Origin of the sequence: Roseobacter sp. TSBP12 (assembly GCF_009129705.1) — a bacterium.
GTDB classification, from domain to species: Bacteria; Pseudomonadota; Alphaproteobacteria; order Rhodobacterales; family Rhodobacteraceae; genus Celeribacter; species Celeribacter baekdonensis_A.
Map to the genome: position 1 here is coordinate 79,879 of NZ_PYIB01000062.1, position 23,848 is coordinate 103,726.

Annotated in this window: 27 protein-coding genes, 1 pseudogene and 1 other annotated feature; of the genes and pseudogenes, 14 read left to right on the forward strand and 14 right to left on the reverse strand. The window is 56.9% G+C overall.

The genetic code is table 11. The features are described from left to right. Positions 1 to 4: 4 nt before the first annotated feature. Genes C8029_RS18765 through C8029_RS18775 form a run of 3 tightly spaced genes read left to right on the forward strand, consistent with a single transcriptional unit; the run spans position 5 to position 2,203 of the window. A complete protein-coding gene (locus tag C8029_RS18765; RefSeq protein WP_009570503.1) occupies positions 5 to 1,495 on the forward strand; it encodes an AMP-binding protein in 1,491 nt (496 codons plus the stop codon). Beyond that, positions 1,488 to 1,844: a MaoC family dehydratase gene (locus tag C8029_RS18770; RefSeq protein ID WP_152003499.1), complete on the forward strand. Its 357-nt coding sequence runs from the start codon at positions 1,488 to 1,490 to the stop codon at positions 1,842 to 1,844. Before C8029_RS18765 ends, C8029_RS18770 begins: the two co-directional genes overlap by 8 nt. After that, positions 1,811 to 2,203, forward strand: coding sequence for a hotdog family protein (locus tag C8029_RS18775; protein WP_226946397.1), 393 nt, complete (start codon positions 1,811 to 1,813; stop codon positions 2,201 to 2,203). Before C8029_RS18770 ends, C8029_RS18775 begins: the two co-directional genes overlap by 34 nt. Positions 2,204 to 2,493: 290 nt before the next feature. Here C8029_RS18775 and C8029_RS18780 read toward each other — a convergent pair whose 3' ends face one another. Both C8029_RS18780 and C8029_RS18785 read right to left on the reverse strand, forming a co-directional pair. Further along, entirely contained in the window at positions 2,494 to 3,828 is a 1,335-nt protein-coding gene (locus C8029_RS18780) for a TrkH family potassium uptake protein (RefSeq protein ID WP_009570506.1), read from the reverse strand. A gap of 3 nt (positions 3,829 to 3,831) precedes the next feature. Next, positions 3,832 to 4,596 carry a potassium channel family protein gene (locus C8029_RS18785; RefSeq protein ID WP_152003500.1) on the reverse strand — a complete coding sequence of 255 codons (765 nt, stop codon included), beginning with the start codon at positions 4,594 to 4,596 and terminating at the stop codon, positions 3,832 to 3,834. Between the two features lie 208 nt (positions 4,597 to 4,804). Further along, positions 4,805 to 4,862, forward strand: a sequence feature (sul1 is cis-regulatory element that is thought to sense ions involved in sulfur or methionine metabolism; They are found in Alphaproteobacteria). Positions 4,863 to 4,928: 66 nt separating this feature from the next. On the opposite strand from C8029_RS18785, the gene C8029_RS18790 reads away from it, so the two are divergent. Further along, complete coding sequence (locus tag C8029_RS18790) at positions 4,929 to 6,419, forward strand: SulP family inorganic anion transporter (RefSeq protein ID WP_009570508.1); 1,491 nt, start codon at positions 4,929 to 4,931, stop codon at positions 6,417 to 6,419. Between the two features lie 14 nt (positions 6,420 to 6,433). After that, entirely contained in the window at positions 6,434 to 7,291 is an 858-nt protein-coding gene (locus tag C8029_RS18795) for a universal stress protein (RefSeq protein ID WP_009570509.1), read from the forward strand. A 62-nt stretch (positions 7,292 to 7,353) separates the two neighbouring features. Here C8029_RS18795 and C8029_RS18800 read toward each other — a convergent pair whose 3' ends face one another. The 3 genes from C8029_RS18800 to C8029_RS18810 all read right to left on the reverse strand — a co-directional run bounded on the left by C8029_RS18800 (position 7,354) and on the right by C8029_RS18810 (position 10,030). After that, positions 7,354 to 8,847, reverse strand: coding sequence for a multicopper oxidase family protein (locus C8029_RS18800; protein ID WP_009570510.1), 1,494 nt, complete (start codon positions 8,845 to 8,847; stop codon positions 7,354 to 7,356). A gap of 79 nt (positions 8,848 to 8,926) precedes the next feature. After that, entirely contained in the window at positions 8,927 to 9,325 is a 399-nt protein-coding gene (locus tag C8029_RS18805; RefSeq protein WP_152003501.1) for a hypothetical protein, read from the reverse strand. Between the two features lie 39 nt (positions 9,326 to 9,364). Next, positions 9,365 to 10,030, reverse strand: a complete 666-nt coding sequence (locus C8029_RS18810) for an ArsR/SmtB family transcription factor (protein WP_152003502.1) — start codon at positions 10,028 to 10,030, stop codon at positions 9,365 to 9,367. Positions 10,031 to 10,117: 87 nt separating this feature from the next. On the opposite strand from C8029_RS18810, the gene C8029_RS18815 reads away from it, so the two are divergent. The 3 genes from C8029_RS18815 (at position 10,118) to C8029_RS18825 (ending at position 11,817) form a co-directional block, all read left to right on the forward strand. Then, positions 10,118 to 10,969: a sterol desaturase family protein gene (locus C8029_RS18815; protein WP_152003503.1), complete on the forward strand. Its 852-nt coding sequence runs from the start codon at positions 10,118 to 10,120 to the stop codon at positions 10,967 to 10,969. Then, complete coding sequence (locus C8029_RS22560) at positions 10,966 to 11,238, forward strand: hypothetical protein (RefSeq protein WP_226946398.1); 273 nt, start codon at positions 10,966 to 10,968, stop codon at positions 11,236 to 11,238. Before C8029_RS18815 ends, C8029_RS22560 begins: the two co-directional genes overlap by 4 nt. A gap of 258 nt (positions 11,239 to 11,496) precedes the next feature. Continuing rightward, positions 11,497 to 11,817 (forward strand): rhodanese-like domain-containing protein, encoded by a 321-nt coding sequence (locus C8029_RS18825; protein WP_198430588.1) that lies wholly within the window; start codon positions 11,497 to 11,499, stop codon positions 11,815 to 11,817. Between the two features lie 4 nt (positions 11,818 to 11,821). Here the strand turns inward: C8029_RS18825 and C8029_RS18830 are convergent, their stop codons facing one another. Both C8029_RS18830 and C8029_RS18835 read right to left on the reverse strand, forming a co-directional pair. After that, entirely contained in the window at positions 11,822 to 12,142 is a 321-nt protein-coding gene (locus C8029_RS18830) for a YnfA family protein (RefSeq protein WP_009570516.1), read from the reverse strand. Further along, positions 12,139 to 12,675 carry a Crp/Fnr family transcriptional regulator gene (locus C8029_RS18835; RefSeq protein ID WP_157789778.1) on the reverse strand — a complete coding sequence of 179 codons (537 nt, stop codon included), beginning with the start codon at positions 12,673 to 12,675 and terminating at the stop codon, positions 12,139 to 12,141. Before C8029_RS18835 ends, C8029_RS18830 begins: the two co-directional genes overlap by 4 nt. 68 nt (positions 12,676 to 12,743) lie before the next feature. On the opposite strand from C8029_RS18835, the gene C8029_RS18840 reads away from it, so the two are divergent. Next, positions 12,744 to 13,298 (forward strand): hypothetical protein, encoded by a 555-nt coding sequence (locus tag C8029_RS18840; protein ID WP_152003504.1) that lies wholly within the window; start codon positions 12,744 to 12,746, stop codon positions 13,296 to 13,298. A 58-nt stretch (positions 13,299 to 13,356) separates the two neighbouring features. On the opposite strand, the gene C8029_RS18845 is transcribed toward C8029_RS18840, so the two are convergent. The 7 genes and pseudogenes from C8029_RS18845 to fliF all read right to left on the reverse strand — a co-directional run bounded on the left by C8029_RS18845 (position 13,357) and on the right by fliF (position 18,615). Then, on the reverse strand, positions 13,357 to 14,676 hold the full coding sequence (locus C8029_RS18845) for an MFS transporter (protein WP_152003505.1): 1,320 nt from the start codon (positions 14,674 to 14,676) through the stop codon (positions 13,357 to 13,359). 9 nt (positions 14,677 to 14,685) lie between these two features. Next, positions 14,686 to 14,943 (reverse strand): metal-sensing transcriptional repressor, encoded by a 258-nt coding sequence (locus C8029_RS18850; RefSeq protein WP_152003506.1) that lies wholly within the window; start codon positions 14,941 to 14,943, stop codon positions 14,686 to 14,688. 96 nt (positions 14,944 to 15,039) lie between these two features. Next, entirely contained in the window at positions 15,040 to 15,318 is a 279-nt protein-coding gene (locus C8029_RS18855; RefSeq protein WP_152003507.1) for a hypothetical protein, read from the reverse strand. A gap of 8 nt (positions 15,319 to 15,326) precedes the next feature. Further along, the gene (gene fliP, locus C8029_RS18860) at positions 15,327 to 16,061 is read right to left on the reverse strand and encodes a flagellar type III secretion system pore protein FliP (RefSeq protein ID WP_152003508.1); all 735 of its coding nucleotides are present in this window, start codon (positions 16,059 to 16,061) and stop codon (positions 15,327 to 15,329) included. 5 nt (positions 16,062 to 16,066) lie between these two features. Beyond that, complete coding sequence (locus C8029_RS18865) at positions 16,067 to 16,345, reverse strand: FliM/FliN family flagellar motor switch protein (RefSeq protein ID WP_009570522.1); 279 nt, start codon at positions 16,343 to 16,345, stop codon at positions 16,067 to 16,069. Beyond that, positions 16,338 to 16,973, reverse strand: a complete 636-nt coding sequence (locus tag C8029_RS18870) for a FliH/SctL family protein (RefSeq protein ID WP_009570523.1) — start codon at positions 16,971 to 16,973, stop codon at positions 16,338 to 16,340. The genes C8029_RS18865 and C8029_RS18870 overlap by 8 nt, the downstream gene beginning before the upstream one ends. Then, positions 16,973 to 18,615 (reverse strand): annotated as a pseudogene (fliF, locus tag C8029_RS18875) (flagellar basal-body MS-ring/collar protein FliF). The gene C8029_RS18870 and the pseudogene fliF overlap by 1 nt, the downstream one beginning before the upstream one ends. Positions 18,616 to 18,742: 127 nt before the next feature. On the opposite strand from fliF, the gene C8029_RS18880 reads away from it, so the two are divergent. From C8029_RS18880 to C8029_RS18900, 5 genes are all read left to right on the forward strand, one after another. Then, positions 18,743 to 19,243, forward strand: a complete 501-nt coding sequence (locus C8029_RS18880; protein ID WP_009570525.1) for a flagellar basal body-associated FliL family protein — start codon at positions 18,743 to 18,745, stop codon at positions 19,241 to 19,243. A gap of 10 nt (positions 19,244 to 19,253) precedes the next feature. Next, on the forward strand, positions 19,254 to 19,661 hold the full coding sequence (locus C8029_RS18885; protein WP_009570526.1) for a hypothetical protein: 408 nt from the start codon (positions 19,254 to 19,256) through the stop codon (positions 19,659 to 19,661). Next, a complete protein-coding gene (locus C8029_RS18890; protein WP_009570527.1) occupies positions 19,658 to 20,287 on the forward strand; it encodes a MotE family protein in 630 nt (209 codons plus the stop codon). The genes C8029_RS18885 and C8029_RS18890 overlap by 4 nt, the downstream gene beginning before the upstream one ends. A 76-nt stretch (positions 20,288 to 20,363) precedes the next feature. Further along, the gene (gene motA, locus C8029_RS18895) at positions 20,364 to 21,233 is read left to right on the forward strand and encodes a flagellar motor stator protein MotA (RefSeq protein ID WP_074643855.1); all 870 of its coding nucleotides are present in this window, start codon (positions 20,364 to 20,366) and stop codon (positions 21,231 to 21,233) included. Beyond that, the gene (locus C8029_RS18900) at positions 21,230 to 23,653 is read left to right on the forward strand and encodes a hypothetical protein (RefSeq protein ID WP_152003509.1); all 2,424 of its coding nucleotides are present in this window, start codon (positions 21,230 to 21,232) and stop codon (positions 23,651 to 23,653) included. Before motA ends, C8029_RS18900 begins: the two co-directional genes overlap by 4 nt. The last annotated feature ends 195 nt before the right edge of the window (positions 23,654 to 23,848 follow it).

Sequence of the window (23,848 nt, forward strand, 5' to 3'; positions counted from 1 at the left end):
TGCGATGTTTGATCTGATTCCGGATATGGCTGCGAAACGGGCGGAGTTGACACCCGAAGCCCTTGCCTTTCACGACACCACGACGGGCCGCGACTGGAGCTTTGCCCGGATCAACGAAGCAGCCAATGCGGTTGCCGACGGGTTCTTGGCACGCGGCTTGGCCGAGGGCGATCGCGTTGCCATCCTTTGCCAAAACCGGGCGGAGTTCTTTATCACGCTCTTCGCCTGTCAGAAGACCGGTATCATTCTCTGCCCGCTGAACTGGCGCCAGCCGGTGAGAGAGCTGGCGCAGACCCTCGCGCCGGTGGGCGTGTCGCTGATGCTGACTGATGCGGCCTTCGTCGCCACGGCTCGCGACACAGCCGAGGCGCTCGGCGTATCGGTTCTGACACTGGAAGAGGACCTCGCCAGATGGATCGAGGTGGGCGGCCCAGCGCTGACGGCACCTGTCCCGTCAGAGCGGCCCTGGTATCTGCTCTTCACCTCCGGCACCACAGGGCTGCCGAAATCTGTGATCCAGACCGCGCGCATGGCTTGGGTCAATACGGTCAATATCGGGCAGGCCATCAACATCGCCTCCACCGACCGGGCGGTCTGCTACCTGCCGCTCTTCCACACCGCCGGCATCAATCTTTATACGCTGCCGATCTTCCTGAGCGGCGGCAGCTCCACCATCCTGCCGAAGTTCGAGGTCGGTGTGGTGCGGCACCTGCTGGCATCGGGGCAGATCAACCAGTTTTTTGGCGTGCCCGCGATCTATCAGGAGCTCTCGCTGATGGCGGATATCGGTGCGATGGACTGGGCGTCGATCCGTTGCGGCTGTGGCGGGGCACCACTGTCGGAGCCGCTGATCCGCTTTTTCGCGGAGAAGGGTGCCAAGGTCCTGAACGGCATGGGCATGACGGAGACCGGTCCGACCGTCTTCCTGATGGACCCGGTCCAAGCCGATCGGAAAATCGGCTCTGTCGGGAAGCCGCAAAGCCTGGTGGAGGTGCGCTTGGCCGGTGTCCCCGACGGGGCCGAGGGTGTGGGCGAGTTGCAGCTGCGCGGGCCGGGCATCACGCCGGGCTACTTCGGCAACCCCGAGGCCACGCGCAAGACCTTCACCTCGGACGGCTGGCTGGCGACGGGGGACGTCGCGCGACGGGATGCGGATGGCTACTACTTCATCGTTGATCGCATCAAGGACATGTTCATCTCTGGCGGCGAAAATATTTACCCCGCCGAGGTCGAGCGCGTGCTGAACCAACACCCTGCCATCCTTGAAGTGGCGATCGTGGGCGTGGCGGACCAGAAATGGGGGGAGGTCGGCGCGGCCTTCGTCATGCTGAGGCCCGGCCAGAGCCTCGATCCGACCACGCTGCGGCCCTGGTGCCGGGAACGGCTGGCCGGATACAAGGTGCCCGCGCATGTGCGGATCGTCGCGGATTTTCCGCGCACGGCGGCGGGCAAGATATGCAAACCCAAGCTGCATGAGGGTCTCGAGAATGATTGATTTGCAAGAGCGGTGGTCGCCGACGCAGGCGGATTTCGACGCCTTCGCCGCCGTGTCGGGGGATGACAACGCGATCCATGTCGACCCGGCTTTCTGCGCCGAAACCACCTTCGGACGCACGGTCAGCCACGGCATGCTTCTTTACGCAAAGCTCAGTGGGATGTTGAAACGGCATGACGCGGGACTGGCCCAGGTCAGCCAGACGCTGATGTTCCCGAACCCGGCCTTCACGGGTGAGGAGTTGATCCTGAGCATCAAGGAGGATGCCCCGGGACACCTGCGGATGCAGGTCACCCGCGCACAGGACGGTGCCGAATGCCTTACGGGGGAGGCGGTGGTGACATGTTGATGGTTGGACAGACGGCGCAGATCACACGCAGCTACAGCAAGGACGACCTGGCGGCCTATGCCGCGCTGAGCGGCGCTGGTAGCTCCGATCATGTGCCCGAGCCGCTGATCGCGGCGCTCTTTTCCTACCTGCTGGGTGTGGAGCTGCCGGGTGCAGGCACCAACTACCTCAAGCAAGAGCTGAGTTTCAAAACTGACGCACCGCTTGCCGGGCCGCTTGTGGCTAAGGTCGAAATCATACGCCTACGGCCTGAAAAACACCTCGTAGACCTTTGGGCCAGCTGCAGTGGCCCCGATGGCACTGTCATCTGTGAAGGCCGCAGTTTGGTAAAGGCAAAGGATGTGGCTGGCGCATTCTAGCTGTAGCCTTCCGCCTCAATTCTCTGACAGCGCCAAACCAAGCGTCGAAAAACGCTGGATTGATATCGAACGCCATCCTGTGAGTCGTGAAAAACAATGGCTTGCGTCACCTTGAGGTGCCAAACTAGGTGTCGTCTGACATCCATTTCGGACGCGGCAATGGCTTCGTGATCTTTGATTCTCGGGGCTGCTGCGCGTAGATGATTTTCCTCAACATGCGGTGCGTTTGGCCCAAATGTAGTACCGGACTGCCGCGTACAAATGATTTCTGGCACGGTCTCCAAAGTCGCTCATCCCAGATAGACCGTACCAGACGGATAGGAAATCCGCTTTGGTTTGCGCGTCGCAAGCAGGAAACCCAGCGTCAGAGGCCCCACGCGTCCAACAAACATGATGAACATGATGACAATGCGGCCGGTTGTGTCGAGGTCACCGGTCACCCCACGCGACAGCCCGACGGTCCCAAATGCCGAGACGGTCTCAAAGGCAACATCGAGAAATTCGCCCTCATGAAAGACGAGCATGACGAAAAGGGCAAAAAGGATCAGCAGGACACTCACCATTGCGAGGGCAAGAACCTTCATCACCTGATCGGCGCCCAGTCTGCGCCGGAAAACGTCAAGATGCTGGTGTCGTTTGAAAAAAGCATAGGTTGCAAGAAGCAGTACGATAAATGTCGTGACCTTTATGCCGCCCCCCGTCGAGGTGCTGCCTGCGCCGATGACCATCAGCGTCATGAACATGAGGGTCGTGCCATCGGTCAGACTGCCGATATCAACCGTATTGAAACCTGCTGTGCGTGTCGAGGCGGCTTGAAACCAACTGGCCCAAAGACGGGGCGCCCAATCGAGTTGCCCCAATGTGGCAGGATTATTCCATTCCATCACCGCAAAGGCCGTTGTGGACCAGATGAGGAGTGATGCGGTTCCCACAAGCATCAGCTTGGTATGCAGTGCGAAACGATGCCATTTCCGGGTTCGCCAGATATCAGTGGCAACCGTGAAGCCGAGACCTCCGAAGATAAAGAGCACGGGGACCACGATATTGATCACTGGATTGCCCACCCATTGGCTCAAACTGTCGGGAAAGAGAGCAAAGCCGGCGTTGTTGAAGGCAGAGATCGAGTGAAAGAGTGAGTGCCAAATCCCCATACGCCAGCCGAACTCAGGAATGAAGACCAACGCGAGCAGAGCCGCGCCGATCAATTCACAGAGCAGGACGACACGGAGGATCATTTTGGTCAATTCGAGAAGGTCGGTCGCAGAAGTCTGGTTCAGATCTTCACGCAGATACAGATGATGGGTAAACCCCACCGGCATCCCGAGCATGGACAGGATCAGCACGGCGAACGTCATCAAGCCAAGTCCACCAAGCTGGATTAGAAAAGCGATCACGGCTTGACCGAAGATGGTGAAATTGCTTCCGGTGTCGAGCACAGCAAGACCCGTGACAGTCACAGCCGAAGTTGCCGTGAACACCGCATCGGACCAGGTGATCGGAGCGGCGGTAGAAAACGGTAGCATCAGCGCCACCGCGCCGAGTGCGATGAAGGCTGCGTAGATCAGCACAAGAACGAGTGGCGGAGGAAGGTGCGAGACCTTCCGTTTTGCGACAGGGCGCGACATTGATCAGCTCCCGTAGCGGAGATCATCCCCGAAGTGACGGAGGTCAACGCGCTTGCCGAGCAACAGGAGTTTGTCGCCTTCCTTGAGTTTCAGATCACCGCTTTCGCAAGAGAGGAACTGGTTCTCGCGCATGGCGCCAAGCGGTCGCAGATCGTATTTTGAGAAGATGGCGGGATCGTTCACGGGCTTGCCGTCAAGCCGCGCAGGAACTTTGAAGTCGACAACATGGTATCCGTTGCCAAGGCTGACATAATCCCGCACCAGAGGGTTGTGCAGCATCTGGGCGATATGCTGACCAACCTCTTGTTCGGGCAGGATCACCCGATCCGCGCCGAGTTTGGTCAAGATGCGGTGATGTGTCCGGTTCAGGGCTTTGACCCAGATCGTCTCAAGGCCGAGCAGTTTGACATTCATGGTGCACAGGATGTTCGCCTCGAGGTCTTCACCGATTGCCACAATGGCAACATCGTAATTCCCCACACCAGCTTCCTTGAGGGCCGCTTCGTCCTTGCCATCCGCAATGATCGCTTCGGTCAGTGTATTGGCCAACCGCGTGACATGCCGTTCATCGGTATCAATCCCGAGCACAGGGTTGCCAAAGCGGGCAAGTTCACTGGCAACTGTGCTACCAAAGGTTCCAAGGCCGATCACGGCAAAGCTTCTGGTTTTCAAAGGTCGGGCCTTCCGGCTGTTAATGCTGCCCGCATGTAACGCGTTTTTTAAAGGAAATGGCAAGGTGATGGTCCAAATAAGCAACCAATGGTCCATGACATTCTGCGTGGCGGCTCGAAATTTGATACGGCGCGCTGTTGCCCTCGCTTTTTACGGCGCTGCTATCGTCATATTTTCGCTCCGCGGCCTGACCTCAAACTGTGCAAGTCTTGCATTAAATGCATCCGTTGCTGAGATTTGCCTTGTTGATTGTCATAGAGGCGTTGGACATTTGCGTGAACTCTGATACTCGGCTTCCAACGAACATGGAGCCGGGTGAAATTCCCGGCTGGCTCCTCCGGCCGCCTATCCGCCGGATAACCCATCAACAGATGACATTAACAAAGACCGCTGGAATTGGCTGGCGGCCTATGGATACAGAACTGTTCATGATCTCTCTTTCTCAATACAAGCGTCAGTGGACGCATAACATTCGCGGTGATCTTCTCTCTGGACTCGTGGTGGCTCTTGCCCTCATCCCCGAAGCGATCGCCTTTTCCATCATCGCGGGCGTGGACCCCAAAATTGGCTTATACGCCTCATTCTCCATCGCGGTGATCGTTGCGATCACTGGCGGGCGGCCGGGTATGATTTCGGCCGCGACCGCTGCGACGGCCGTTCTCATGGTGACGCTTGTGCGTGATTATGGGCTGGAATACCTGCTCGCGGCCACTGTGCTGGCGGGGCTTTTGCAAATCGGCGCGGGGGTGTTGAAGCTGGGCTATGTCATGCGTTTCGTGTCGAAATCCGTCATGACGGGTTTTGTGAATGCCTTGGCCATCCTGATTTTCATGGCGCAATTGCCGGAACTTGACCCGGCGAAAGTGCCGATGCTGACCTATGCGTTGGTGGCTGGCGGCCTTGCCATTATCTATCTGTTCCCGCGGATCACCAAGGCCATTCCCTCGCCGTTGGTCACCATCGTGGTGCTGACGATTTTGACCCTTGTGATGGGCTGGGATGTGCGCACTGTCGGTGACATGGGTGCGCTGCCCGACACGCTGCCGGTGTTCCTGATCCCGGATATTCCGCTCACTTTCGAGACGCTGTCGATCATCTTTCCCTACTCCGTCGCGGTCGCTATTGTCGGGCTTCTGGAAAGTCTGATGACACAGCAGATCGTCGATGATTTGACCGACACACCCTCGGATCGCAATCAGGAGTGCATCGGGCAGGGCATCGCCAACACCGCCACCGGCTTTATCGGCGGCATGGCGGGCTGTGCCATGATCGGCCAGTCGGTCATCAACGTGAAATCCGGCGGTCGCGGGCGGCTTTCGGCCTTTGCCGCGGGTGTCTTCCTTTTGATCATGGTTGTGGCGCTTGGCGATATCGTGGCGATGATCCCGATGGCAGCCCTTGTTGCCATCATGATCATGGTCTCAATCGGGACGTTCTCATGGTCGTCTATCAAGAACCTGAGCGAGCATCCGAAATCCTCGTCCATCGTGATGCTGGCAACGGTGTTTTTCGTGGTTTACACTCATAACCTCGCCATCGGTGTTCTTGTGGGCGTTCTGCTTTCGGGCATCTTCTTTGCCTGGAAAATTGCGCAACTGTTCCGCGTCCGCAGCGAGGTCACACCGGACGGCAGCCACCGCACCTATACCATCGAGGGCCAACTGTTCTTTGCGTCCTCTGAGGATTTCATGAAGGCCTTCGATTTCAAGGAAGCGCCGGAGAAGGTGACGATCGACGTGAGCCGTGCCCATATCTGGGATATTTCCTCGGTGGCGGCCCTGGACATGGCCGTGCTCAAATTCCGCCGGGAGGGTGCAGAGGTCGAAATCATTGGCCTCAATGAGGCATCCGAGACCATCGTCGACAAGCTTGCCGTCCATGACAAGCCGGGCGCGATGGATCAATTGATGGGCCATTGAGGGAGAACCAGACCATGACAACGAAAACACTGATCGCCCTTGTCGACGGCTCTGCCTATTCAGAGAGCGTTTGTCGTCACGCGGCATGGATTGCGGACAAGACCAAGTGGAAGGTCAAACTCTATCACGTGATGAATCGGCGCGATGACGTCGAAAAGCAGGACCTGTCCGGGGCAATCCGGCTGGGCGCACGCAGCGAACTTCTTGCGCAACTCTCCGAACTCGATGCGGCGCGGGCAAAGCTCTCTCATGCGCATGGCCGTGCCATTCTCGAAGATGCCAAGGCGCTCATTGCGGGCGATGGTGTTATCGAGGTGGAAACCCGTCTGCGCCAGGGTGATCTGGTTGAGACGGTGACAGCCAAGGACGAAACCGGCGACATGATCGTGGTGGGCAAACGCGGCGAGACCGCAGGCCTTGCTCTGGAGCATATCGGTTCCAATCTCGAACGCATCGTGCGCGCAAGCCACAAGCCGGTGTTCATCGCCAATCGGGCCTTCAAACAGATCGAAAAGGTGCTGGTGGCCTTTGATGGCGCAAGTTCCTCGCTCAAGGCGGTGGATTTTATCGCGCGAAGCCCGCTCTTTGTGGGGCTGAAGGTTGCGCTTGTGTTCGCGGGAAAGGACACGCCGGAGATGACGAAAGCGCTGGACAGCGCTGTCTCAACGCTCAAGGCGGGAGGCATTGAAGCCGAAACGATCATTCAAAGCGGCGAACCCGAAAAAGTTCTGTCGCAACTGACGGCGCATGAGGGGTATGATCTTCTGGTCATGGGGGCTTATGGCCACAGCCGCATTCGGTCTCTCCTTATTGGGTCGACCACGACGGAAATGATCCGCTTGTGCCATGTGCCTGTGTTGATCATGCGATGACCTGATCGCCATTGACCGAGACCGCGGGGCGCTCGATCCGAACGCCCCGCCGCAGTTCAGATCTACGCCGAAACGGTAAATTCTGTCATCATACCCGTCGCCAGATGCGGCATATGATGGCAATGCAGCATCCAGCGCGCGGCCTCGCCTGCATCGAGTGCGACATCAATCATCGACATCGGTGGTACGTAGACAGTATCCCGTAACGCACCCGTATGTGCGCGTCCATTCAAGCCGATGACTTGAAACACGTGGCCATGCAAATGCATCGGGTGGCCCATCATCGACATATTATGGAACGACAGCATGACACGGTCCCCGGTGCGCGCAGTGACCGGCCTGTGTTGGCCCCAGACGGTGCCGTTGATCGTCCAGACATAGGGCTGCATCGCACCGCCGAGCATCAGCATATGAGTGCGATCCACGGCCCGGTCCGGCAGGGCGTCCAGCGCGATCAGGTGCGATTCCTGTACCAGATCGGTGTCGAAGGCGGGCGCATCGGACTCTGCGACAGAGTCAAGTTGCCGGATTTCCGCCCCCTGCGTGGCGAGGATCAGGCCGGTGCGTTCTCGGGCACCTTCGCGTTGGGCAAGGATCGGCCACATGCCGCCGCCAGCGGGCAGGTCAATCTCAACGTCCAGCCGCTGACCCATGGCCAGCCCGAACCGTGTACCCGAGACCGGCTGGATAGCGTGCCCGTCCACCGCGACAAGTCGCGCCTGCTCAGCACCCGTTTCGATCCAGAACACCGTGGCCGCAGAAGCGTTGATGACCCGGAGGCGGATGCGACCGTTCCGCTCGACCTGCACCACGTCCGGGTCCGACAGCGTCCGGTCGTTGGCAAGATAAGCGTCCCAGTTATAATCGTTCAGGTCCATGGCCATATCGCCCATGCCCATCATCCCGCCCATGCCCGGCATGTTGACGATTGCGTGATGATCCATGCCCTGCATCGGCATACCCTGCGTGGGGGACGGGTTGGCATCGACACCATGTCCTGTGTCGTGTCCACCCGCATGGCCGCGGCTGATTTCCGCGAGAACCTCTTCAGGTGTCTTAAACGAGAAGTCATGGAGGAACATCACAACCTCTTGCCGGTCGATGGTCAGGTCCTCGGGCGAGCGGACAATCAGTGGTGCGGCGAGCAGTTGCATTTCTTGTGTGGGCACATGGCTGTGCATCCAGTGTGTGCCCGGTCGCGCGTCGAAGTCATAGGACCGGGTCTCGCCCGGTGCGAGCAGGGGCATGGGCATGTGTGGCACACCGTCCTGTACGTTGGGCGGGATCTGGCCGTGCCAGTGGATGATCGTGCCAACGCCAAGAGTGTTGGTCAGATCGACCCGGAACCTTTGTCCGGGGTTGAGTGTCAGCCCTTGACCTCCGGGACCGGCAAGACCCAAGACGGTCGCCGCTTGCCCGTCAATGTCAAGTGTGCGGGTGGTGGCGGACAATTTGAAAGGCACCAGAGACTGCGCGATGGCAGAATGGGGCATCTGTACAGCGGCAATTGCCGAAGCACTTGCGGCAAGAAAACCGCGTCGTGAAAAGGTGTTCATGGTCGTCTCCTTGGGACATGCCGTCCCGTTCTGAATGCCGATAGGACGCCGCAGGCTTCGGCCTGGACGCACTTAGACGTTAGAAGAGACGGAGCTGAGGAGGACGTTCGTTCAATCCTGGTACATTCACGATGTGGTTCGCATCGGAGGGGACGGCATGGGTGGCAGCGCTGTAAGGGTGTGTGGCCACCGTTCCATTCGGAATCAGAAAGGCCGACAGGCCCGCGCAAACCATATTGCACATTGCCTTGTCCGCAGATCCGCAGTTGTGCTTTTCGCCACAGGCAGGCTGCCCAATTTCAGTCGAATGGATCATCTCACTCAGATGCGATGCGTGATCCGGACCAGTGGTCAGATTCATGCGCGCCGCATGTGCCGAGGCCACCATCGTGACCACGGCGATCAAAACTATGGAAAAAAGGGTCACAAGACGGGCTGACATGCGAGAAAGATAGGCATTGCTCAGGCGAATGTCCATGGCCGCGCCGCTTGTCGGCGTTAGTCCCCGATGACAAGTTTAGTCTCCGTTGACACGCACCTTTCGCCCATCTTCGCGCCATTCCGGTAGCCCGCCTTCAAGGCGCCGGGCATTGAAGCCATGCTTGCGCAGGGCGGTGACCGCCTGATGGGCATAGACACAATAGGGTCCGCGGCAATAGGCCACGATTTCGGTGCTTGGGTCGAGCATCGATAGGTGTCGCTCCAATTCTGCAAGCATCATGTTGCGTGCCCCCGGAATATGGCCCGCAGCGAATTCGTCGGCGGGCCGGACGTCCAGTACAGTCACAGACCCCTCGGCAAGCCGCCTGGCCAGATCCTCTCTGGTGATCGGTTCGGGTGCGTCCTGCCCATCCGACAGTCCCCGCAAAATCTGATCGACCTGTGCGAGGTTGCGCTCGGCGACGACGCGCAGAAGGTCCATCAGGTCCAGTGTCTTCGTATCTGTCAGCCGATAGATCACGGCCTTGCCCTCGCGGCGGCTCGTCACCAGCGCCGCCCGCCGGAGCTGCTGCAGATGCTGTGAACAGTTAGCGAGTGTGAGGCCGGTCTTTTCTGCAAGCGCCTCTACCCCACGCTCTCCCTGCGCCAGTTGTTCGAGCAGCATCAGCCGCGCCGGGGCGGAGAGGGTGCGCGCAACGAGAGCGTATTCTTCGAGAAGGGCAATTTTCGGGCTGGTTGACACAAGTCGCATCCTGACGTTAGAACAATCAAGCAATCAATTGAATAATAGTGAATCCATCGCCCTGTGCAACCCTTGAGGCCCGTGCTGATGCCCCAGTCTATCCTCAGTGCCGAACCAACCATTCGTCTTGCGGTCTTTCTGGGCGTTTTGGTGGCAATGGTGCTATGGGAAATCGCCGCACCGCGCAGGCGGCGGGACATCCCGCGCGTCATCCGCTGGACCAACAACCTTGCGCTGGTGGTGGTCGACACGATCCTTCTGCGGCTCAGTTTCCCGATCCTCGCGGTTGGCCTTGCCGCGATGGCGCAGGATCGCGGTTGGGGGCTCTTGAACAACGTCGATGTGCCTGTCTGGGTCTCGGTTGGTGTCTCGATGCTTCTGCTCGACTTGGCGATCTACCTCCAACATGTCATGTTCCATGCCGTCCCTGGACTTTGGCGGCTGCACCGGATGCACCATGCCGACCTGGATTTCGACGCGACGACGGGTCTGCGCTTTCACCCGGTGGAAATCCTGATTTCCATGGGGATCAAACTGGCGGTGGTCGCCGCCCTTGGCCCGCCTGCCGTGGCGGTGCTGTTGTTCGAGGTGATCCTGAACGCAACGGCTCTGTTCAATCATGCCAATATCGACTTGCCGCGTCCGGTGGACAGGGTGCTGCGTCTTATCGTGGTGACGCCTGACATGCACCGCGTCCACCATTCCGTTGATCCGCGCGAGACCAACTCGAACTATGGCTTCAGCCTGCCATGGTGGGACCGCCTGCTGGGCACCTATGTCGCGCAGCCCGCGAAAGGGCATGAAGAGATGAAGATCGGCATCGAGCAGTTCCGCACGCGTCGCGACCTCTGGCTCGACCGGATGCTGATCCAGCCCGTCCGCGGCCCGGCTTCGGGCCCTGCGCTCGATCCACTCATCTCCGTGAAGGACGCTGAATGACATATACCCATGGTATCCGCGAGAACCTGCGCCCGTCTCTGGAAAAGCTTTTGCAGGTGTTTTTCGTCGGCCTGACCATCGGCGTCCAACGCACTGTCATCCCGGCACTTGCCGAAACCGAATTCGGCGTTGTTCAGGGGGCAATGACCACGATCTTTGCCCTCGTCACATGGCGTAACCACACCCGTCCTGACGCGGCTCGGCGCTTGGCGTCTATCGTTTCTGGCGGGATTCTGGCTATGCCATCGGGGCGCTCGCCATGGGGCTGATTGTGGATGCGTCGGGGATGCTCGAAGCCGGGTTCTGGCTGATCATCGGGATGGAGGAAACCCATCCGCGCAAACGTCCCTGATCGGTATCGCTACCGGAACCAGACCAAAGAACCCGCTCCCTATTTTTAATCGGTTAAGAGGAGAAACCGGATGAAGTTGCAGCACCTACTCTTGGCGACGACTGTCGCATTTGGCCTTAACGCGGCACCTGCCCTAGCACAGGATACGGCCATAGACGCTATGGAGGAATACTTGATGTTCTCGGATTACGAAGCCGGCATTATCCTGCCCCAGCAGCTCGATCAAACCGTCTTTGAGACTGCGCTCTTCGTTGACACCCGCGATGCGGGCCAGTTCGAGGAAGACACGATCCCCGGTGCCGTCAACATTGAGTGGCGAGAAGTGCTTGACCGGATCGAGGAAATCCCCGAGGACCGCATGACCATCCTCTTCTGCAATACCGGTAGCCTGTCGGCGCAGGCCGCCTTTGCGCTGCGGGTGGCGGGGCGGTCGAACGTCGTGGTGATGCAGACCGGCTTTACTGGCTGGCAGCAGGACGCGGCTTATAAACCCTAACCGCTTACCCGCGGTGAGGCAGCAGGATCAGCGCGCTCCCGACCAGACAGAAAGCCAATCCAGCCAGATCCCAGCGGTCTGGCCGGTTCCCTTCTACCAGCCACATCCAGATCATAGATGCAGCGATATAGATCCCACCATAAGCCGCATAGGTGCGCCCAGCGATGTCACTCTCGGTGCGGGTCAGTGCCCAGGCAAAGAAAGCCAGACTTGCGAGACCTGGCATCAGCCAGAGCGCGGATTTGTCGAGTCGCACCCAAGCCCAGACAGCGAAACACCCCGCGATCTCAGCTATGGCTGCCACTATGAACCAGACATAGGTCATTCTTTCGCCCCTTTCCGGCGTCGGGCCAGTTCCCGGTAGAGTGCTTCGCGGGTCACGCTCAATTCATGCGCCACATCCTGCCATCGGCCTTTTGGGGGCAGATGGTTTCCGGCACCAAGCCAGGCGTCCAGCCGGTCGGCCACTTTCGGCAACGATCGGATTTCTGACCTGAACCGTGCAGCCTGAACCCCTCGGGCCAGCGTGGCGGCCCAGGTCGCGGCAAGGTCGGAGTCCGCTGCCAAAGCAGACAGAAAAACAGACTTGGGCAATGTCTGAACGATGCTGTCTGCCGCCGCAATCGCATCACAATGGTAGCTGTCTGAATAGGCCGACGCCTCAGCCAAGACCATTCCCGGCATGGCTCTTTGCAGAACCATTTTCGTACCATGCACCGTATGGCGGCACAGATGAATGTGCCCCGCATTCACCATAAACATCTCGGATACTGGTGCGCCGCTGCGAAATAGAACCTGTCCAACGGCGAGGTAAACGGATCGTGATCCGGTGAACAAGGGTTCCAAGTTCTTCAACATGACTATGATCATATGAAGGATATGACAGGCCTGCAATAAAGGAGGCAACTGGAAAGGCGGAACATCCCATGAAATTGATCCCACTGGCCCTTATAGCTTTAACCTTGCCCGGCTTTGCTCTTGCGCAGGACGAAATGGACACCAACCATGCGCGCCATTTCATCCATCAGGACACCCCACAGTTGAATGAAGGCGGACAATCTGCCTTTGCCGCTATTCAAGAAATCACGGCCGCGCTAATGGCCAATCCCGCGACAAACTGGAGTACGGTGGATGTCGAGGCTCTGCGCCGTCACCTGATCGACATGGACAACGTCACGTTGCGTGCTGATGTTGCGACAGAAGAGATCGACCGTGGGGCGCGGTTTGTCGTGACCTCCACCGATCTGGGCACCGTGGCCTCGATCCGCGCGATGGTGCCCGCGCATGTGGCCACAATGAACGGTGTGGAAGGATGGGCCATGCAGGCGGAAGAGGTCGAAGGTGGCGCGATTATGACCGTCACCGGATCGGACACAGCCCGCATTCGGGGCCTTGGCTTTATCGGATTGATGACCGTGGGTATGCACCATCAAGCCCATCACATGGCACTGGCATTGGGCCAGAACCCCCACGATCACTGACGTTTCCCATAAAGGTTATTGTCCATCTGGCCGGCGCATTGTTCCGTCTCGTCTACTCTCAGAACTGTGACCCCCACCGGGGATGTGCGTCGTCGATGACAAGGGGGTGGGCGTGATGCCGATGCCCCTGAAGATGCGGGTGATCGAGTGGCAGGTTGTCGTGGGTGTGTGCAATAATCTCCGGGTCCTCGACTTGCCAAAGTCGAAGTGCTGTCACCATTCCAACTGACGCCACCGCTGCCAGCGCCACGAGTGCAGGCACCGTCCCGAAAGCCGTCATCAGCCAGCCGGACAGTGGGTAGGTCACCAGCCAGCAGGCATGTGACAGGGCGAATTGCGCGGCGAAGACCGCTGGTCGGTCCTCTGCATGGGCTGAGCGGCGCAGCAATCGGCCCGAGGGGGTCTGGACGGTGGAATAGCCAAGGCCGATGACCAGCCAGATACCCAACAAAAGTGGCAAGCTAAGGCCAACTGACATGATCGCTAGTGCGAGGAAAACAAGCGCTCCAACCATGGCCCAGGCTCCGGCAACCATCACGGGCCTGTCCGCCAAGCGATCCAGCGCACGCGGCAACAGCAGTGCGGCGATCATGCTGCCGGCACCGAAGGCAAACATCGTCCAGGCCAGCGCGCTTTCACTTCGCCCCAACTGCCCCCGGACAAGAACCACCGAGTTCACCAACACCATTGCCCCGGCACTGGACACCGCGAGGTTCAGCCCCAAAAGCCCGCGCAGGCGCGGCGTGGCCAGGTAGATGCGGATGCCCCGCGTCGTGCGGTCGTAGATGCCGCGTGGCTCGGACGCTTTGGGACTGGGCAGAAGGACGGAAACGACCAGCAGGGCAGAGGCCGTAAACCCGACCACGGTGCCAAAGAAGAGGCTGTTGTAGCTCATCACTGCCAGAAGAAGCGCGGCAAGCGTCGGGCTGACGATGTTTTCCAGATCATAGGCCAGCCGAGACAGAGACAGCGCGCGGGTATAGCGCGCGTCCTCGGGCAAGACATCGGGGATCGTGGCCTGAAACGTCGGCGTAAAGGCGGCCGAGGCCGATTGCAGCAGGAAGATGAGGACATAGACCTGCCAGATCTCGGTCACGAAGGGCAGGCAAAGCGCTGTCGCTCCACGCACCAGATCAAGTGCGACCAGAAGGGCACGGCGGTTCACACAGTCCGCGAAGGCCCCGGCAATAGGCGCGATGCCGACATAGGCCACCATCTTGATGGTGAATACTGTGCCCAGCACCATCGCCGCCCCGTCGCCCGCCAGATCATAGGCCAAAAGCCCAAGCGCGACCGTGGCCAGTCCCGTGCCCAAAAGCGCCACCACCTGTGCAAGGAACAGGTGGCGATAGGTGCGGTCGGACAGGATGTCGAACATCTGAAACCTCTAGAGATAACGGGAAATGGCTTTGAGTTCCGTCCGGTCCTGGCTGTCATCCGCGTCCAGACAGTGATCCATGTGATCATGGATCAACGCGTGCTTGGCGTTTCGGATCGCGCTTTCCACGGCCTGCAACTGTTGCGCCACATCCAGACAGGGCCGCCCGTCCTCGATCATTGAAATGACCGAACGCAAGTGCCCTTCGGCACGTTTCAGCCGGGATACGACCTTAGGGTGACTTGCATGGGTGTGAGAGTTTGTCATATGCAAGGGATAACCTCCCCGGGGGGATGGCGCAAGACGCCGAACACGCGGCATGAGCAGAAAGGGACAGGCAGACCATGTACAGTGGCGAAGCGATCATGCGCTGGATGCGACGGGGTTTGGTTGCCCGCCGATACCGTGGCCTATTGTTGGAAGGATCACCGTATCAAATCTGGCAATCGTCAAAAAGTCATGGGGCTGGTCGCGCCCAATTTCATCAAACGTATTGCTTGGGTTTTGCCAATGCCGAGCACATTTACACCATTTACCAGTGAAAGCGGCTGCTTTGAGAATACGTGGCAAATCGTGGATGAAGGCAAGCATTTCCGAAACGGTGGTCGAGTTTCGCCTGAGCGCGCAGTCGAGGTGGCGCATTCCATCTGCTAGAAATAGCTGCGCACCAATGCGCTTGAAATCAGGGCCCATCCGTCTGAGACGACGAAAAACGCCAGTTTAAAGGGCAAGGAGACGATGGCAGGCGGCACCATCATCATCCCCATCGACATCAAAATTGCCGAGACAACGAGGTCGATGATCAGGAAGGGTAGAAAGATTAAAAACCCGATTTGAAAGGCGCGTTCTATTTCTGACAAAAGGAAAGACGGGACCAAGAGCGACAAGGGGGCGTCGCGGGAGACGCCGTCGATTTCCCCCAAATCCATGCGCAACTCTTGAAGTTGCGAGAAAGTATCTGGGTCGATCCGGTTTGACATAAAGCCGCGAAACGGATCGACGGAAAGGGCGAAGGCCTGTTCCAGTTCGACTTGGCCATTCACAAAAGGTTCGACCCCGTTGGTCCAGCTTTCCATGAACACCGGCTCCATCACGAAATAGGTCAGAAACATCGCGAGGCTGACCATCAACATGTTTGGGGGTGATTGCTGTAGGCCAATCGCCTGGCGCAGGATGGACAAAACGGTGACGATGAACGGGAAACAGGTCAACGTCACGGCAATGCCGGGCACAATGCTCAGCACTGTGACCAAGAGCATGATTTGGATGGACCGCGTGGCAAGGGATCCATCCTCGCCAAGGTTGAGGGTGATGTCCTGTGCAACCGCCGTATCTGCATAAAGCGCCAAGCCAAGAAGGAGCGCGGGCAGTAGAAAACGCCGCATGAGCCTCACAGCCCGTTCTTGAGATCGGCCACTTCGGTCAAGCGGACCGCAAGTTGGCCTGCTTGATCACCGTCGAGTTCTTGCAACTCACCACGGGCGATCAACTTGTCGCCGACATAAAGTTCGACGGGGTCGTCCACAGTGCGGTCCAGTGCCAGAATACTGTCGCTTTGAAGTTTGAGCAAATCCTTGACCAAAGGCCGCGCCTTTCCGACGGAGATCATGATTTCAATCGGCACCTGTGAAAACGGGTGCGCATTGGTGTCGTCGCTGTCGTCAACCATGTTTCATGGCCTCCTCGTTCAATGCATAGACCGCGTTGATGGCTTGGCCGATCTTGTCGACCGCCGCATCCATATCGATCCTTTTTTCCAGCTCTCCCATGCGCAGATAGACCTGCCCGTCTGCGAGGCTGGGTTCTTCAATGATTTCCAATGGAATGGTTAACGACTCGTCAATGAGGCGCTGAATTGCCGGACGTGATGCGGGAGAGATCACAATTTGAATCGGTGCATCCGAGGCCTCTTCGGCCATTGGGAGAAGATGTTCCAAAATTGTTTGACCTAAAGTTTCCGTCACCAATTGCGGCAAAACCTTCGCCACCATTTCGGACAAAAGCGGTTCCAAAGCCTTCATGATGTGCGATCGCGCTTCGTGAAATGTGAAGCCTAAGTCCTGAAGATTACGGGCAAATTCCGCACCGATGCGACCCTGATCTTCGGCTTCTGCCGTTGCGGCGTCATCCCATCCTGCCTTATAGCCTTGCTCGTAGGCGGCCATCCGGTTGGTTTCGATTTCCTCGGGAGTGGGTCCGACAGGGGGAGCCGCAGGTGCAGGCGTTTGCGCGGTCTGCCGGGTCGGGGCTTTTTTAGGCGTAGCACCGAAATCTTCCAGCGGGAAAAGAGATTTCATCAGGCGTTCTCCTCCGTGTCTTCCATCCAGCCACGCAGGATTTCAACCGTTTCGTCCTGACGGTCTTCGATCAGTCTTTTCAGGCGCTTCACCGGATCATTGGAAATGCCAAATTCTTCGTCGCCAAAGTCGAAATCTGAAACCACACCAAGGTTGGTAATTCAAAGCCGCCATCAATTTCCCCATTGAGCGCGGGCACATTGGAGCGCGGCATCTCCGGCATGGGAATCGTTGCCGGCATATTGTCCATTCCGCTTCGCTCAGCGGAGTCCGTTGGGGCCGGAAGGGCGGAAGCAGTGGGTTTGGACAGGATCGGACGCAGCACAAATAGACCCAAAACCAGCGAAACAACCGCCAAAACCGCAAGTTGGATGATCGACATCAGATCAACGTTGATCCCGGAAATCAGTGAACTCTGCGCCTCTGTTCCTGCAATGAGGAGGGGTTCGAACTCCATCGTTTTGATCGTGATCTGATCGCCACGAGCCTCATCGAATCCGATGGCGGAGGTCACAAGGGCGCTCAACGCGGCCAATTCCTCCTCGCTGCGCGGGGTCCATATGGTTTCCTCCGTATTTGGATCAACTGTTCGGATTCCATCAACCAAGACAGCAACCGTCAGTCTTTTGATCGCGCCTGGACCACGTTGAACTTCACGGCGGGTTTCCGAGACCTCATAGTTCACGCGCTCACGCGTTTCGCTGTTGTTTGAACTCGAATCACCGCCTGCGGCACTGGTCCCATTGGGCAGGTTGGAGGCGACTGTCACAGATCCATTGCCAGAATCCTGCGAAGAATTGGAACGCTCTTCGGTTTCCGAGCTGATGGCCACGCGGCCTTCCGGGTCGAATCGATGTTCGAAAATGGATTCTTGATCGGTCACCGTTTCGAGCGACACTTCAACCACGGCTCTGCCCACGCCCACGCGCGCCTCAAGCAAGCGCTGAACATTCTGGCGCAGTTCATCGGCGCGGTCTGTGCTGGACGATGCCCCTGCTGTGGCGTCATCGCTTGATACGACCACGCCGGAGCGACCATCAATCACCGACACGTCCTCAGGGGCCAGGCCGGAGACCGCAGAGGCGACGAGATAACGAAACGCCTTGGCTTGATCCGTGGAGAGGGCGCCGCTGGTGGTGATGATTGTGACGGAGGCCGAGGCCGCGATTTGGCGTTTGAAGGGCTGCGAGGAGGGATTGGCGATCAGCACTCTTGCAGAGCGAATTTGTGGCGATGAGACAATCGTGCGCGCGATTTCGCCCTCTTTTGCACGCCAATATGCCGCGTCGAACATCTGTGACGTGGTGCCAAAGCCCGACAGGGAATCAAGCAATTCATATCCGCTGGTTGAATTCGCAGGCAGCCCTTCGGAGGCAAGCGTCATGCGCAACTCATCTCGGGCATTCGTGGGGACAAAGATTGCGCCGCCGCGAATCTCATAGGCCACGCCTTGCGCCTCAAGCGATTGCACAACCTCGCCGGCCGCACTCGATTCGAGCCCGGAATACAAAAGCGCCATGGAAGGTTTGGTCACCATCCGAGACAGCCCGAGAATCGCGGCGAACATTAGCACAGTTGCGCCAATGACAACCACCCGGCGTTTCGGGTCGAGGTTGGACCAAACAGAGAGGATCTGTTGCAAGACGTCACTCCTTAGATGTGCGGGCTTCTGCCCCCGTCTGTTTTAAGGAATGTCTGATGAGCCTTAACAATCGGTTAGCTAACTTCAGGATAAAACGGATTCGAGAAAGAAATTTTTGGATGGACCCATGGCTGACGCTGAACAGCTCGACGAAGAACCAAAGAAAAAATCGAAACTCCCCCTGATCCTGGGGGTTGTCCTGATGTTGGTTTTGGGCGGCGGGGGATTTTTCGCCGTCTATTCAGGCATGTTGTTCGGCGCTGCAGGGGGGCATGAAGAAGAGCAATTGAGCGCATTGGAGGGGGAACCACTTGCGCTTTTGCCAAGCGTCGCCTTCGTGTCTGTTGAGCCTTTGATCGTCAATCTCATTGATACCTCCGGGCGCGGTCGCCACCTGCGGTTTCAGGCGCAATTGGAAGTGCCTTTGCAGTACGAGCAAGAGGTGATCACCCTTCTCCCCCGCGTTGTCGATATTTTGAACGGCTATCTTCGTGCGGTTGAAGTGTCAGAACTTGAAAATCCCTCTGCCTTGGTGCGGTTGCGGTCGCAGATCTTGCGGCGGGTGCAGATTGTTGCGGGTGAAGGACGGATCAAGGACGTTCTCATCATGGAATTCGTGGTAAATTGAGGAGCCCGATATGGAACTGATTGCTGATATCTTGATGATCGCCGGGACCTTCGCCGTGGGTGTGTATTGCGCGGTTCTTGCTCGCCGGCTCAGTCGGTTTACCGATCTTGAAAAAGGTGTTGGTGGCGCGATTGCCGTCTTGTCCGCTCAGGTGGATGATATGACCAAAACATTGATTAAAGCACAAAAAACAGCGGCGGGGTCTGCGGTGAAACTCGAAGACCTCACATCGCGCGCTGAGGATGTGTCGCGTCGTCTCGAACTGTTGATCGCCTCCATGCATGATTTGCCCGAAGCCCCGAAAGCTGGTCCAACCGTGGTTTCGTCCGTTGCTCCGCGGCCTGGTTCGGCAGATGGCAACATTGAAGGCGAAACCTTGTTTTTGAGTCAAAGAACACGCGTGGAGGCCGCAGAATGAAAGCGCCCAAAACAAAGGCGAAAGGCAAGACGCCCAAACGCAAAATTCGCTCAGGGCGTGGGGCTCTTTGGATCATCGCGTTGGTTTTTTTGACCTCCGCTGTGGTGCGTTTGGCGTCGGGCACCGGGGCTGCAATTGCACGGGAGGTTTCGGATCTAGCGCATGATGTGGGAACAGAATCGCATGGGGCGGCTGCTCCGGTTGCTTGTCAAACCGATGAGGAAACTCAGGCGCTGATTGCGGTACTTCTAAAGCGTGAAAAGAGTGTTAAGGAAAAAGAGCTATTGGTCGCTCAAAAAATGAAAGAAATCGATGTCGCGAAAGCTGAAGTTCTGGAAAGCATGGGCGTTTTAGAACAAGCGGAAGCGCGTCTTGAAGCGACCATGGTCCGATCACAATCTGCGGCTGAGGATGACTTGGCAAAGCTCACAACCGTCTACGAATCGATGAAACCCAAAGAAGCGGCAGCGTTGTTTGAGGCGATGTCGCCCGATTTTGCTGCGGGTTTCTTGGGGCGTATGCGTCCAGACGCGGCCGGTGCCGTGATGGCGGGGCTTAAGCCGGAAACAGCCTACACAATTTCTGTCATTTTGGCGGGCAGAAATGCCAATGCCCCAAGTGAATAAGATGCATTTGACAGACTTTTTTAAGAGGTTTGTGACAGGGTTATCTCACCTGGATTCTAGACTAAGGACATAAAATATGATCGGTATTGTTGGAATTTTGCTGATCTTTATCATGGTGTTCGGCGGCTATATTGCCGCGGGCGGCAAGCTTGGCATTATTCTCAAATCGTTGCCCTTTGAGTTCATGATGATCGGTGGTGCCGCTGCGGGGGCTTTTGTGATTTCCAATGACATATCCGGCATCAAACATACGCTGAAGGATATGGGGAAAGTTTTCAAAGGTCCAAAGTGGAAGCATGAAGATTACAAAGACCTGCTGTGTCTCTTGTTCGAATTGATCCGGCTGGCAAGACAGAACCCGGTCGGGCTTGAGGAACATATCGAAGCGCCTGAAAACTCTTCGATATTTACGAAATACCCCAAAATTTTGAGTGACAAAGAAGCGGTCGCTCTGATCTGCGACACTTTGCGCTCGGCCTCCATGAACTATGATGATCCGCATCAAGTTGAGGAGGTACTTGAAAAGCGTCTTGAGGCGAATTTGCATCACGCCCTTCATTCGTCCCACGCGATGGCGGCGATCGGTGACGGGCTTCCCGCGCTTGGGATCGTCGCCGCCGTGCTTGGCGTTATCAAAACGATGGCGTCCATTGACCAGCCGCCAGAAATCTTGGGCAAAATGATTGGCGGGGCCCTCGTTGGAACATTCCTGGGGGTGTTTCTGGCCTATGGTCTGGTTGGGCCCTTCTCGGCAAAAATGAAGGATGTCATCGAGGAAGACGGACATTTTTACCAACTCATCAGAGAAGTGCTTGTTGCGAACCTTCACAACCATGCCACGAATATCTGTATCGAGGTTGGACGCCAAAATACACCTGGCCATTGCCGACCAAGTTTTTCCGAGTTGGAAGAAGCCCTAAAAGAGGTCAAATCGGACGCCGCATGATCCGCGTTTTTACCGTCATTCTTGCGATTTTCTTTTTCCCGCTGACATTGCGGGCGGAGTCGGTTGTTCTCCTGTCTGGAGAGCACGCCGATTTTTCGCGCATTGTTCTGCAGTTTCCGACTGTTGCGGATTGGGAATTTGGACGAAAGGGCGACGATTATGAGTTTCGCGTCTCTGCGCAAGGCATCGAATTCGATGCGAAAGCTGTTTTCGACAAGATTCCCAGAACCAGAATAACAGCCATTTCAACTGAGCCATCCAGCTTTGTCATTCGGGTTTCGGGTGCTGTACATGCCGATGCTTTTGAACTTCGGGAAGGGCGTATTGTCATCGACATTAAAGATGGTGCGCCGAGTTCCGAGTCAAAATTTGAGCGACCTATTCCAGCCGTTGAGACAAATCAAGTCATGGAGAATGACAGTGCTTTTCCTTCTCCTCCTGGGGCCGAAACCGATGAAACATTGCAAACACTTATGCCCAGTGTGGCGGAGGTTAATGTCGCTGAGTCTATGCTGATTTCTGGCGATGGCCGCGATGATCTTGGGGGTGTGCAAGAGGATACGGTGGGTCAGGAAATTGGCCAAGACGGTTTGGAGTTCCCGATTGTGTTTGGCAACGATCAAGCCGGTGACAATCATTTTGAGCCACCACCATTATCAACCATGGGAGATTACGAAAGGGACGCGGAAAAGCGCAATCAACGCGTGGACGAACTTCAGTTGCAGTTGCTTGAACAGGTCGGGCGGGCCGTGTCTCAAGGATTGCTGGATGCGGATGTTACCCCGACTGAAACCATTGTCGAAGAGGCCCAATCCCATACACTGAATGAAGAGGACAAGACTCAGAAAACGACCCCGGAGGCCGAAGTCGAGTTCCCAAAAGCTGATCGTAGCCACGTTCGCATTCAGTCTTCAATTGATCGTGAGCAATTGCGGTCTGCCGAGTCTGAGCGTCGCGATGAATACGACAACATCTGTCTTGAGAATACTCTGGTGGCCATTGAGGATTGGGGCGATCCATTGGATCAAGGGCTACAACTTTCAATGTTTCGTGCGGGCGCGATTGGAGAATTCGACAATCCTGATCCCGAAGGGGTCAAACGTCTGGCGAGATATTATCTTTTCCTCACATTTGGTGTTGAGGCGAAGTCGGTTTTAACCAATTTTGGAGTGACGGTTGAAGGGCACGATGTGCTTTGGGCTATCGCTGACATTATGGATCATGGATACGCATCCAACGCAGGGCGTCTGGACCAACAATTTCGATGTGATGGGGAAGTAGCCTTTTGGGCTGTTATGTCCAAAGAGCACCTGAATGCTTGGGACGATTACAACAAAGACAGTATTTTGGCGACGTTTTCCGCCCTGCCACTGCATATTCGTCGCCACCTCGGACCTGTTCTCTCAGAGCGATTTCTTGAGATCAACGATGAGACGAGCGCGAAATACATTCAAAATGCGATTGCTCGCGCCGAAGGTGAACATGGCGATGCATTCGACCTGCTCGACGCTGAATTACAACTCGAAAATGGCGGGACCGCAAAGGCCATTTCAACATTTGAAGATATTGTCGGTCAAGACGGCCCCATGGCGGCTGACGCTTTGGTGCGCTTGATTGAAACTAAGGCGATATCTGGTGAAACCATTGACCGAAAGTTTGCGGAGAATGCCGAAGCCATGGCCGTAGAGTATCGTGGCAGCGCGGAAGGCCTTGCACTCCAAAACGCGGCAATCCTGGCGCGCATTCATTCTGGTGACGCGGACATTGCGCTTCGGCGCGCCCTTGATAGAGACAGGGAGACCGACACTGACAAGGAGGCTATTGACAGCTTGATGTCTGCGGCTTTGGAACAAGTGACCTCAAGCAAAAATGACATGGTTTTTTCCAAAGTCGTGATCGGAAATCTCCCAAAAATTTCCAGTGCGGCTCTCACAGATTCGGCACGTCTCAAAACAGCACAACGTCTCGTAGGTATGGGCTTTTTCGATTCTACGTTGGAGATGATGACTCTCTACTCGGGTGAGAGTGAAGACGAGGCAAAGCTGATATTGGCCAAGGCTTTTTTAGGTGTTGGAGAGTTCGACGCGGCTCTTCGATATGCCACCCAACTTTCGGGGGAAGAGGCGCGGCATGTCGCGGCAAAGGCATATTTTTATATGAATGCGCCCGAAAAAGCGCTTCAAACACTTGAAGGATTTGGCGATAGTTCTGATAAGGACGCATTTGCAATTGTGGCAGAAGACTGGAATAGCCTCGAAGGTTCTCAAAAACCTGCAATGGCTCAGTTCGCAGCATCCGTGCTGGCAACGCCGCAAATTTCTGAGAGCAACGCTACAGGAGCGCCGAGCCTTTCGTCTGTCCAAGACATCCTTTCTTTAAGTCGCAACAAGCGCAGTGTTCTTGAGGCTGTTCTTGACTGAAAACATGAAACGTTTGGCTCGCGTACACTCTTTGTAAACCACGTTCACCATAGTCTCGTCGAAACAGTAGCAAGAATTGCAGCAGACAATGAGAGTATGGTTTATTTCCAAAGCGCCTGATTTTCTTTCAGACCAGAGTGTCGCAGACAGCGCTCAATCACGACGCTTCAAACCACACCTCCCAAATCGTGCAAC

What these genes read in the sequence shown, in the direction of transcription:
- C8029_RS18765 (WP_009570503.1), top strand. Translation starts at nt 5, where the DNA reads ATGTTTGATCTGATTCCGGATATGGCTGCGAAACGGGCGGAGTTGACA.
- C8029_RS18770 (WP_152003499.1), top strand. Translation starts at nt 1,488, where the DNA reads ATGATTGATTTGCAAGAGCGGTGGTCGCCGACGCAGGCGGATTTCGAC.
- C8029_RS18775 (WP_226946397.1), top strand. Translation starts at nt 1,811, where the DNA reads ATGCCTTACGGGGGAGGCGGTGGTGACATGTTGATGGTTGGACAGACG.
- C8029_RS18780 (WP_009570506.1), bottom strand. Translation starts at nt 3,828, where the DNA reads ATGTCGCGCCCTGTCGCAAAACGGAAGGTCTCGCACCTTCCTCCGCCA.
- C8029_RS18785 (WP_152003500.1), bottom strand. Translation starts at nt 4,596, where the DNA reads ATGGACCATTGGTTGCTTATTTGGACCATCACCTTGCCATTTCCTTTA.
- C8029_RS18790 (WP_009570508.1), top strand. Translation starts at nt 4,929, where the DNA reads ATGATCTCTCTTTCTCAATACAAGCGTCAGTGGACGCATAACATTCGC.
- C8029_RS18795 (WP_009570509.1), top strand. Translation starts at nt 6,434, where the DNA reads ATGACAACGAAAACACTGATCGCCCTTGTCGACGGCTCTGCCTATTCA.
- C8029_RS18800 (WP_009570510.1), bottom strand. Translation starts at nt 8,847, where the DNA reads ATGAACACCTTTTCACGACGCGGTTTTCTTGCCGCAAGTGCTTCGGCA.
- C8029_RS18805 (WP_152003501.1), bottom strand. Translation starts at nt 9,325, where the DNA reads ATGGACATTCGCCTGAGCAATGCCTATCTTTCTCGCATGTCAGCCCGT.
- C8029_RS18815 (WP_152003503.1), top strand. Translation starts at nt 10,118, where the DNA reads ATGCCCCAGTCTATCCTCAGTGCCGAACCAACCATTCGTCTTGCGGTC.
- C8029_RS22560 (WP_226946398.1), top strand. Translation starts at nt 10,966, where the DNA reads ATGACATATACCCATGGTATCCGCGAGAACCTGCGCCCGTCTCTGGAA.
- C8029_RS18825 (WP_198430588.1), top strand. Translation starts at nt 11,497, where the DNA reads ATGTTCTCGGATTACGAAGCCGGCATTATCCTGCCCCAGCAGCTCGAT.
- C8029_RS18830 (WP_009570516.1), bottom strand. Translation starts at nt 12,142, where the DNA reads ATGACCTATGTCTGGTTCATAGTGGCAGCCATAGCTGAGATCGCGGGG.
- C8029_RS18835 (WP_157789778.1), bottom strand. Translation starts at nt 12,675, where the DNA reads ATGTTGAAGAACTTGGAACCCTTGTTCACCGGATCACGATCCGTTTAC.
- C8029_RS18840 (WP_152003504.1), top strand. Translation starts at nt 12,744, where the DNA reads ATGAAATTGATCCCACTGGCCCTTATAGCTTTAACCTTGCCCGGCTTT.
- C8029_RS18845 (WP_152003505.1), bottom strand. Translation starts at nt 14,676, where the DNA reads ATGTTCGACATCCTGTCCGACCGCACCTATCGCCACCTGTTCCTTGCA.
- C8029_RS18850 (WP_152003506.1), bottom strand. Translation starts at nt 14,943, where the DNA reads ATGACAAACTCTCACACCCATGCAAGTCACCCTAAGGTCGTATCCCGG.
- C8029_RS18855 (WP_152003507.1), bottom strand. Translation starts at nt 15,318, where the DNA reads ATGCGCCACCTCGACTGCGCGCTCAGGCGAAACTCGACCACCGTTTCG.
- fliP (WP_152003508.1), bottom strand. Translation starts at nt 16,061, where the DNA reads ATGCGGCGTTTTCTACTGCCCGCGCTCCTTCTTGGCTTGGCGCTTTAT.
- C8029_RS18865 (WP_009570522.1), bottom strand. Translation starts at nt 16,345, where the DNA reads ATGGTTGACGACAGCGACGACACCAATGCGCACCCGTTTTCACAGGTG.
- C8029_RS18870 (WP_009570523.1), bottom strand. Translation starts at nt 16,973, where the DNA reads ATGAAATCTCTTTTCCCGCTGGAAGATTTCGGTGCTACGCCTAAAAAA.
- C8029_RS18880 (WP_009570525.1), top strand. Translation starts at nt 18,743, where the DNA reads ATGGCTGACGCTGAACAGCTCGACGAAGAACCAAAGAAAAAATCGAAA.
- C8029_RS18885 (WP_009570526.1), top strand. Translation starts at nt 19,254, where the DNA reads ATGGAACTGATTGCTGATATCTTGATGATCGCCGGGACCTTCGCCGTG.
- C8029_RS18890 (WP_009570527.1), top strand. Translation starts at nt 19,658, where the DNA reads ATGAAAGCGCCCAAAACAAAGGCGAAAGGCAAGACGCCCAAACGCAAA.
- motA (WP_074643855.1), top strand. Translation starts at nt 20,364, where the DNA reads ATGATCGGTATTGTTGGAATTTTGCTGATCTTTATCATGGTGTTCGGC.
- C8029_RS18900 (WP_152003509.1), top strand. Translation starts at nt 21,230, where the DNA reads ATGATCCGCGTTTTTACCGTCATTCTTGCGATTTTCTTTTTCCCGCTG.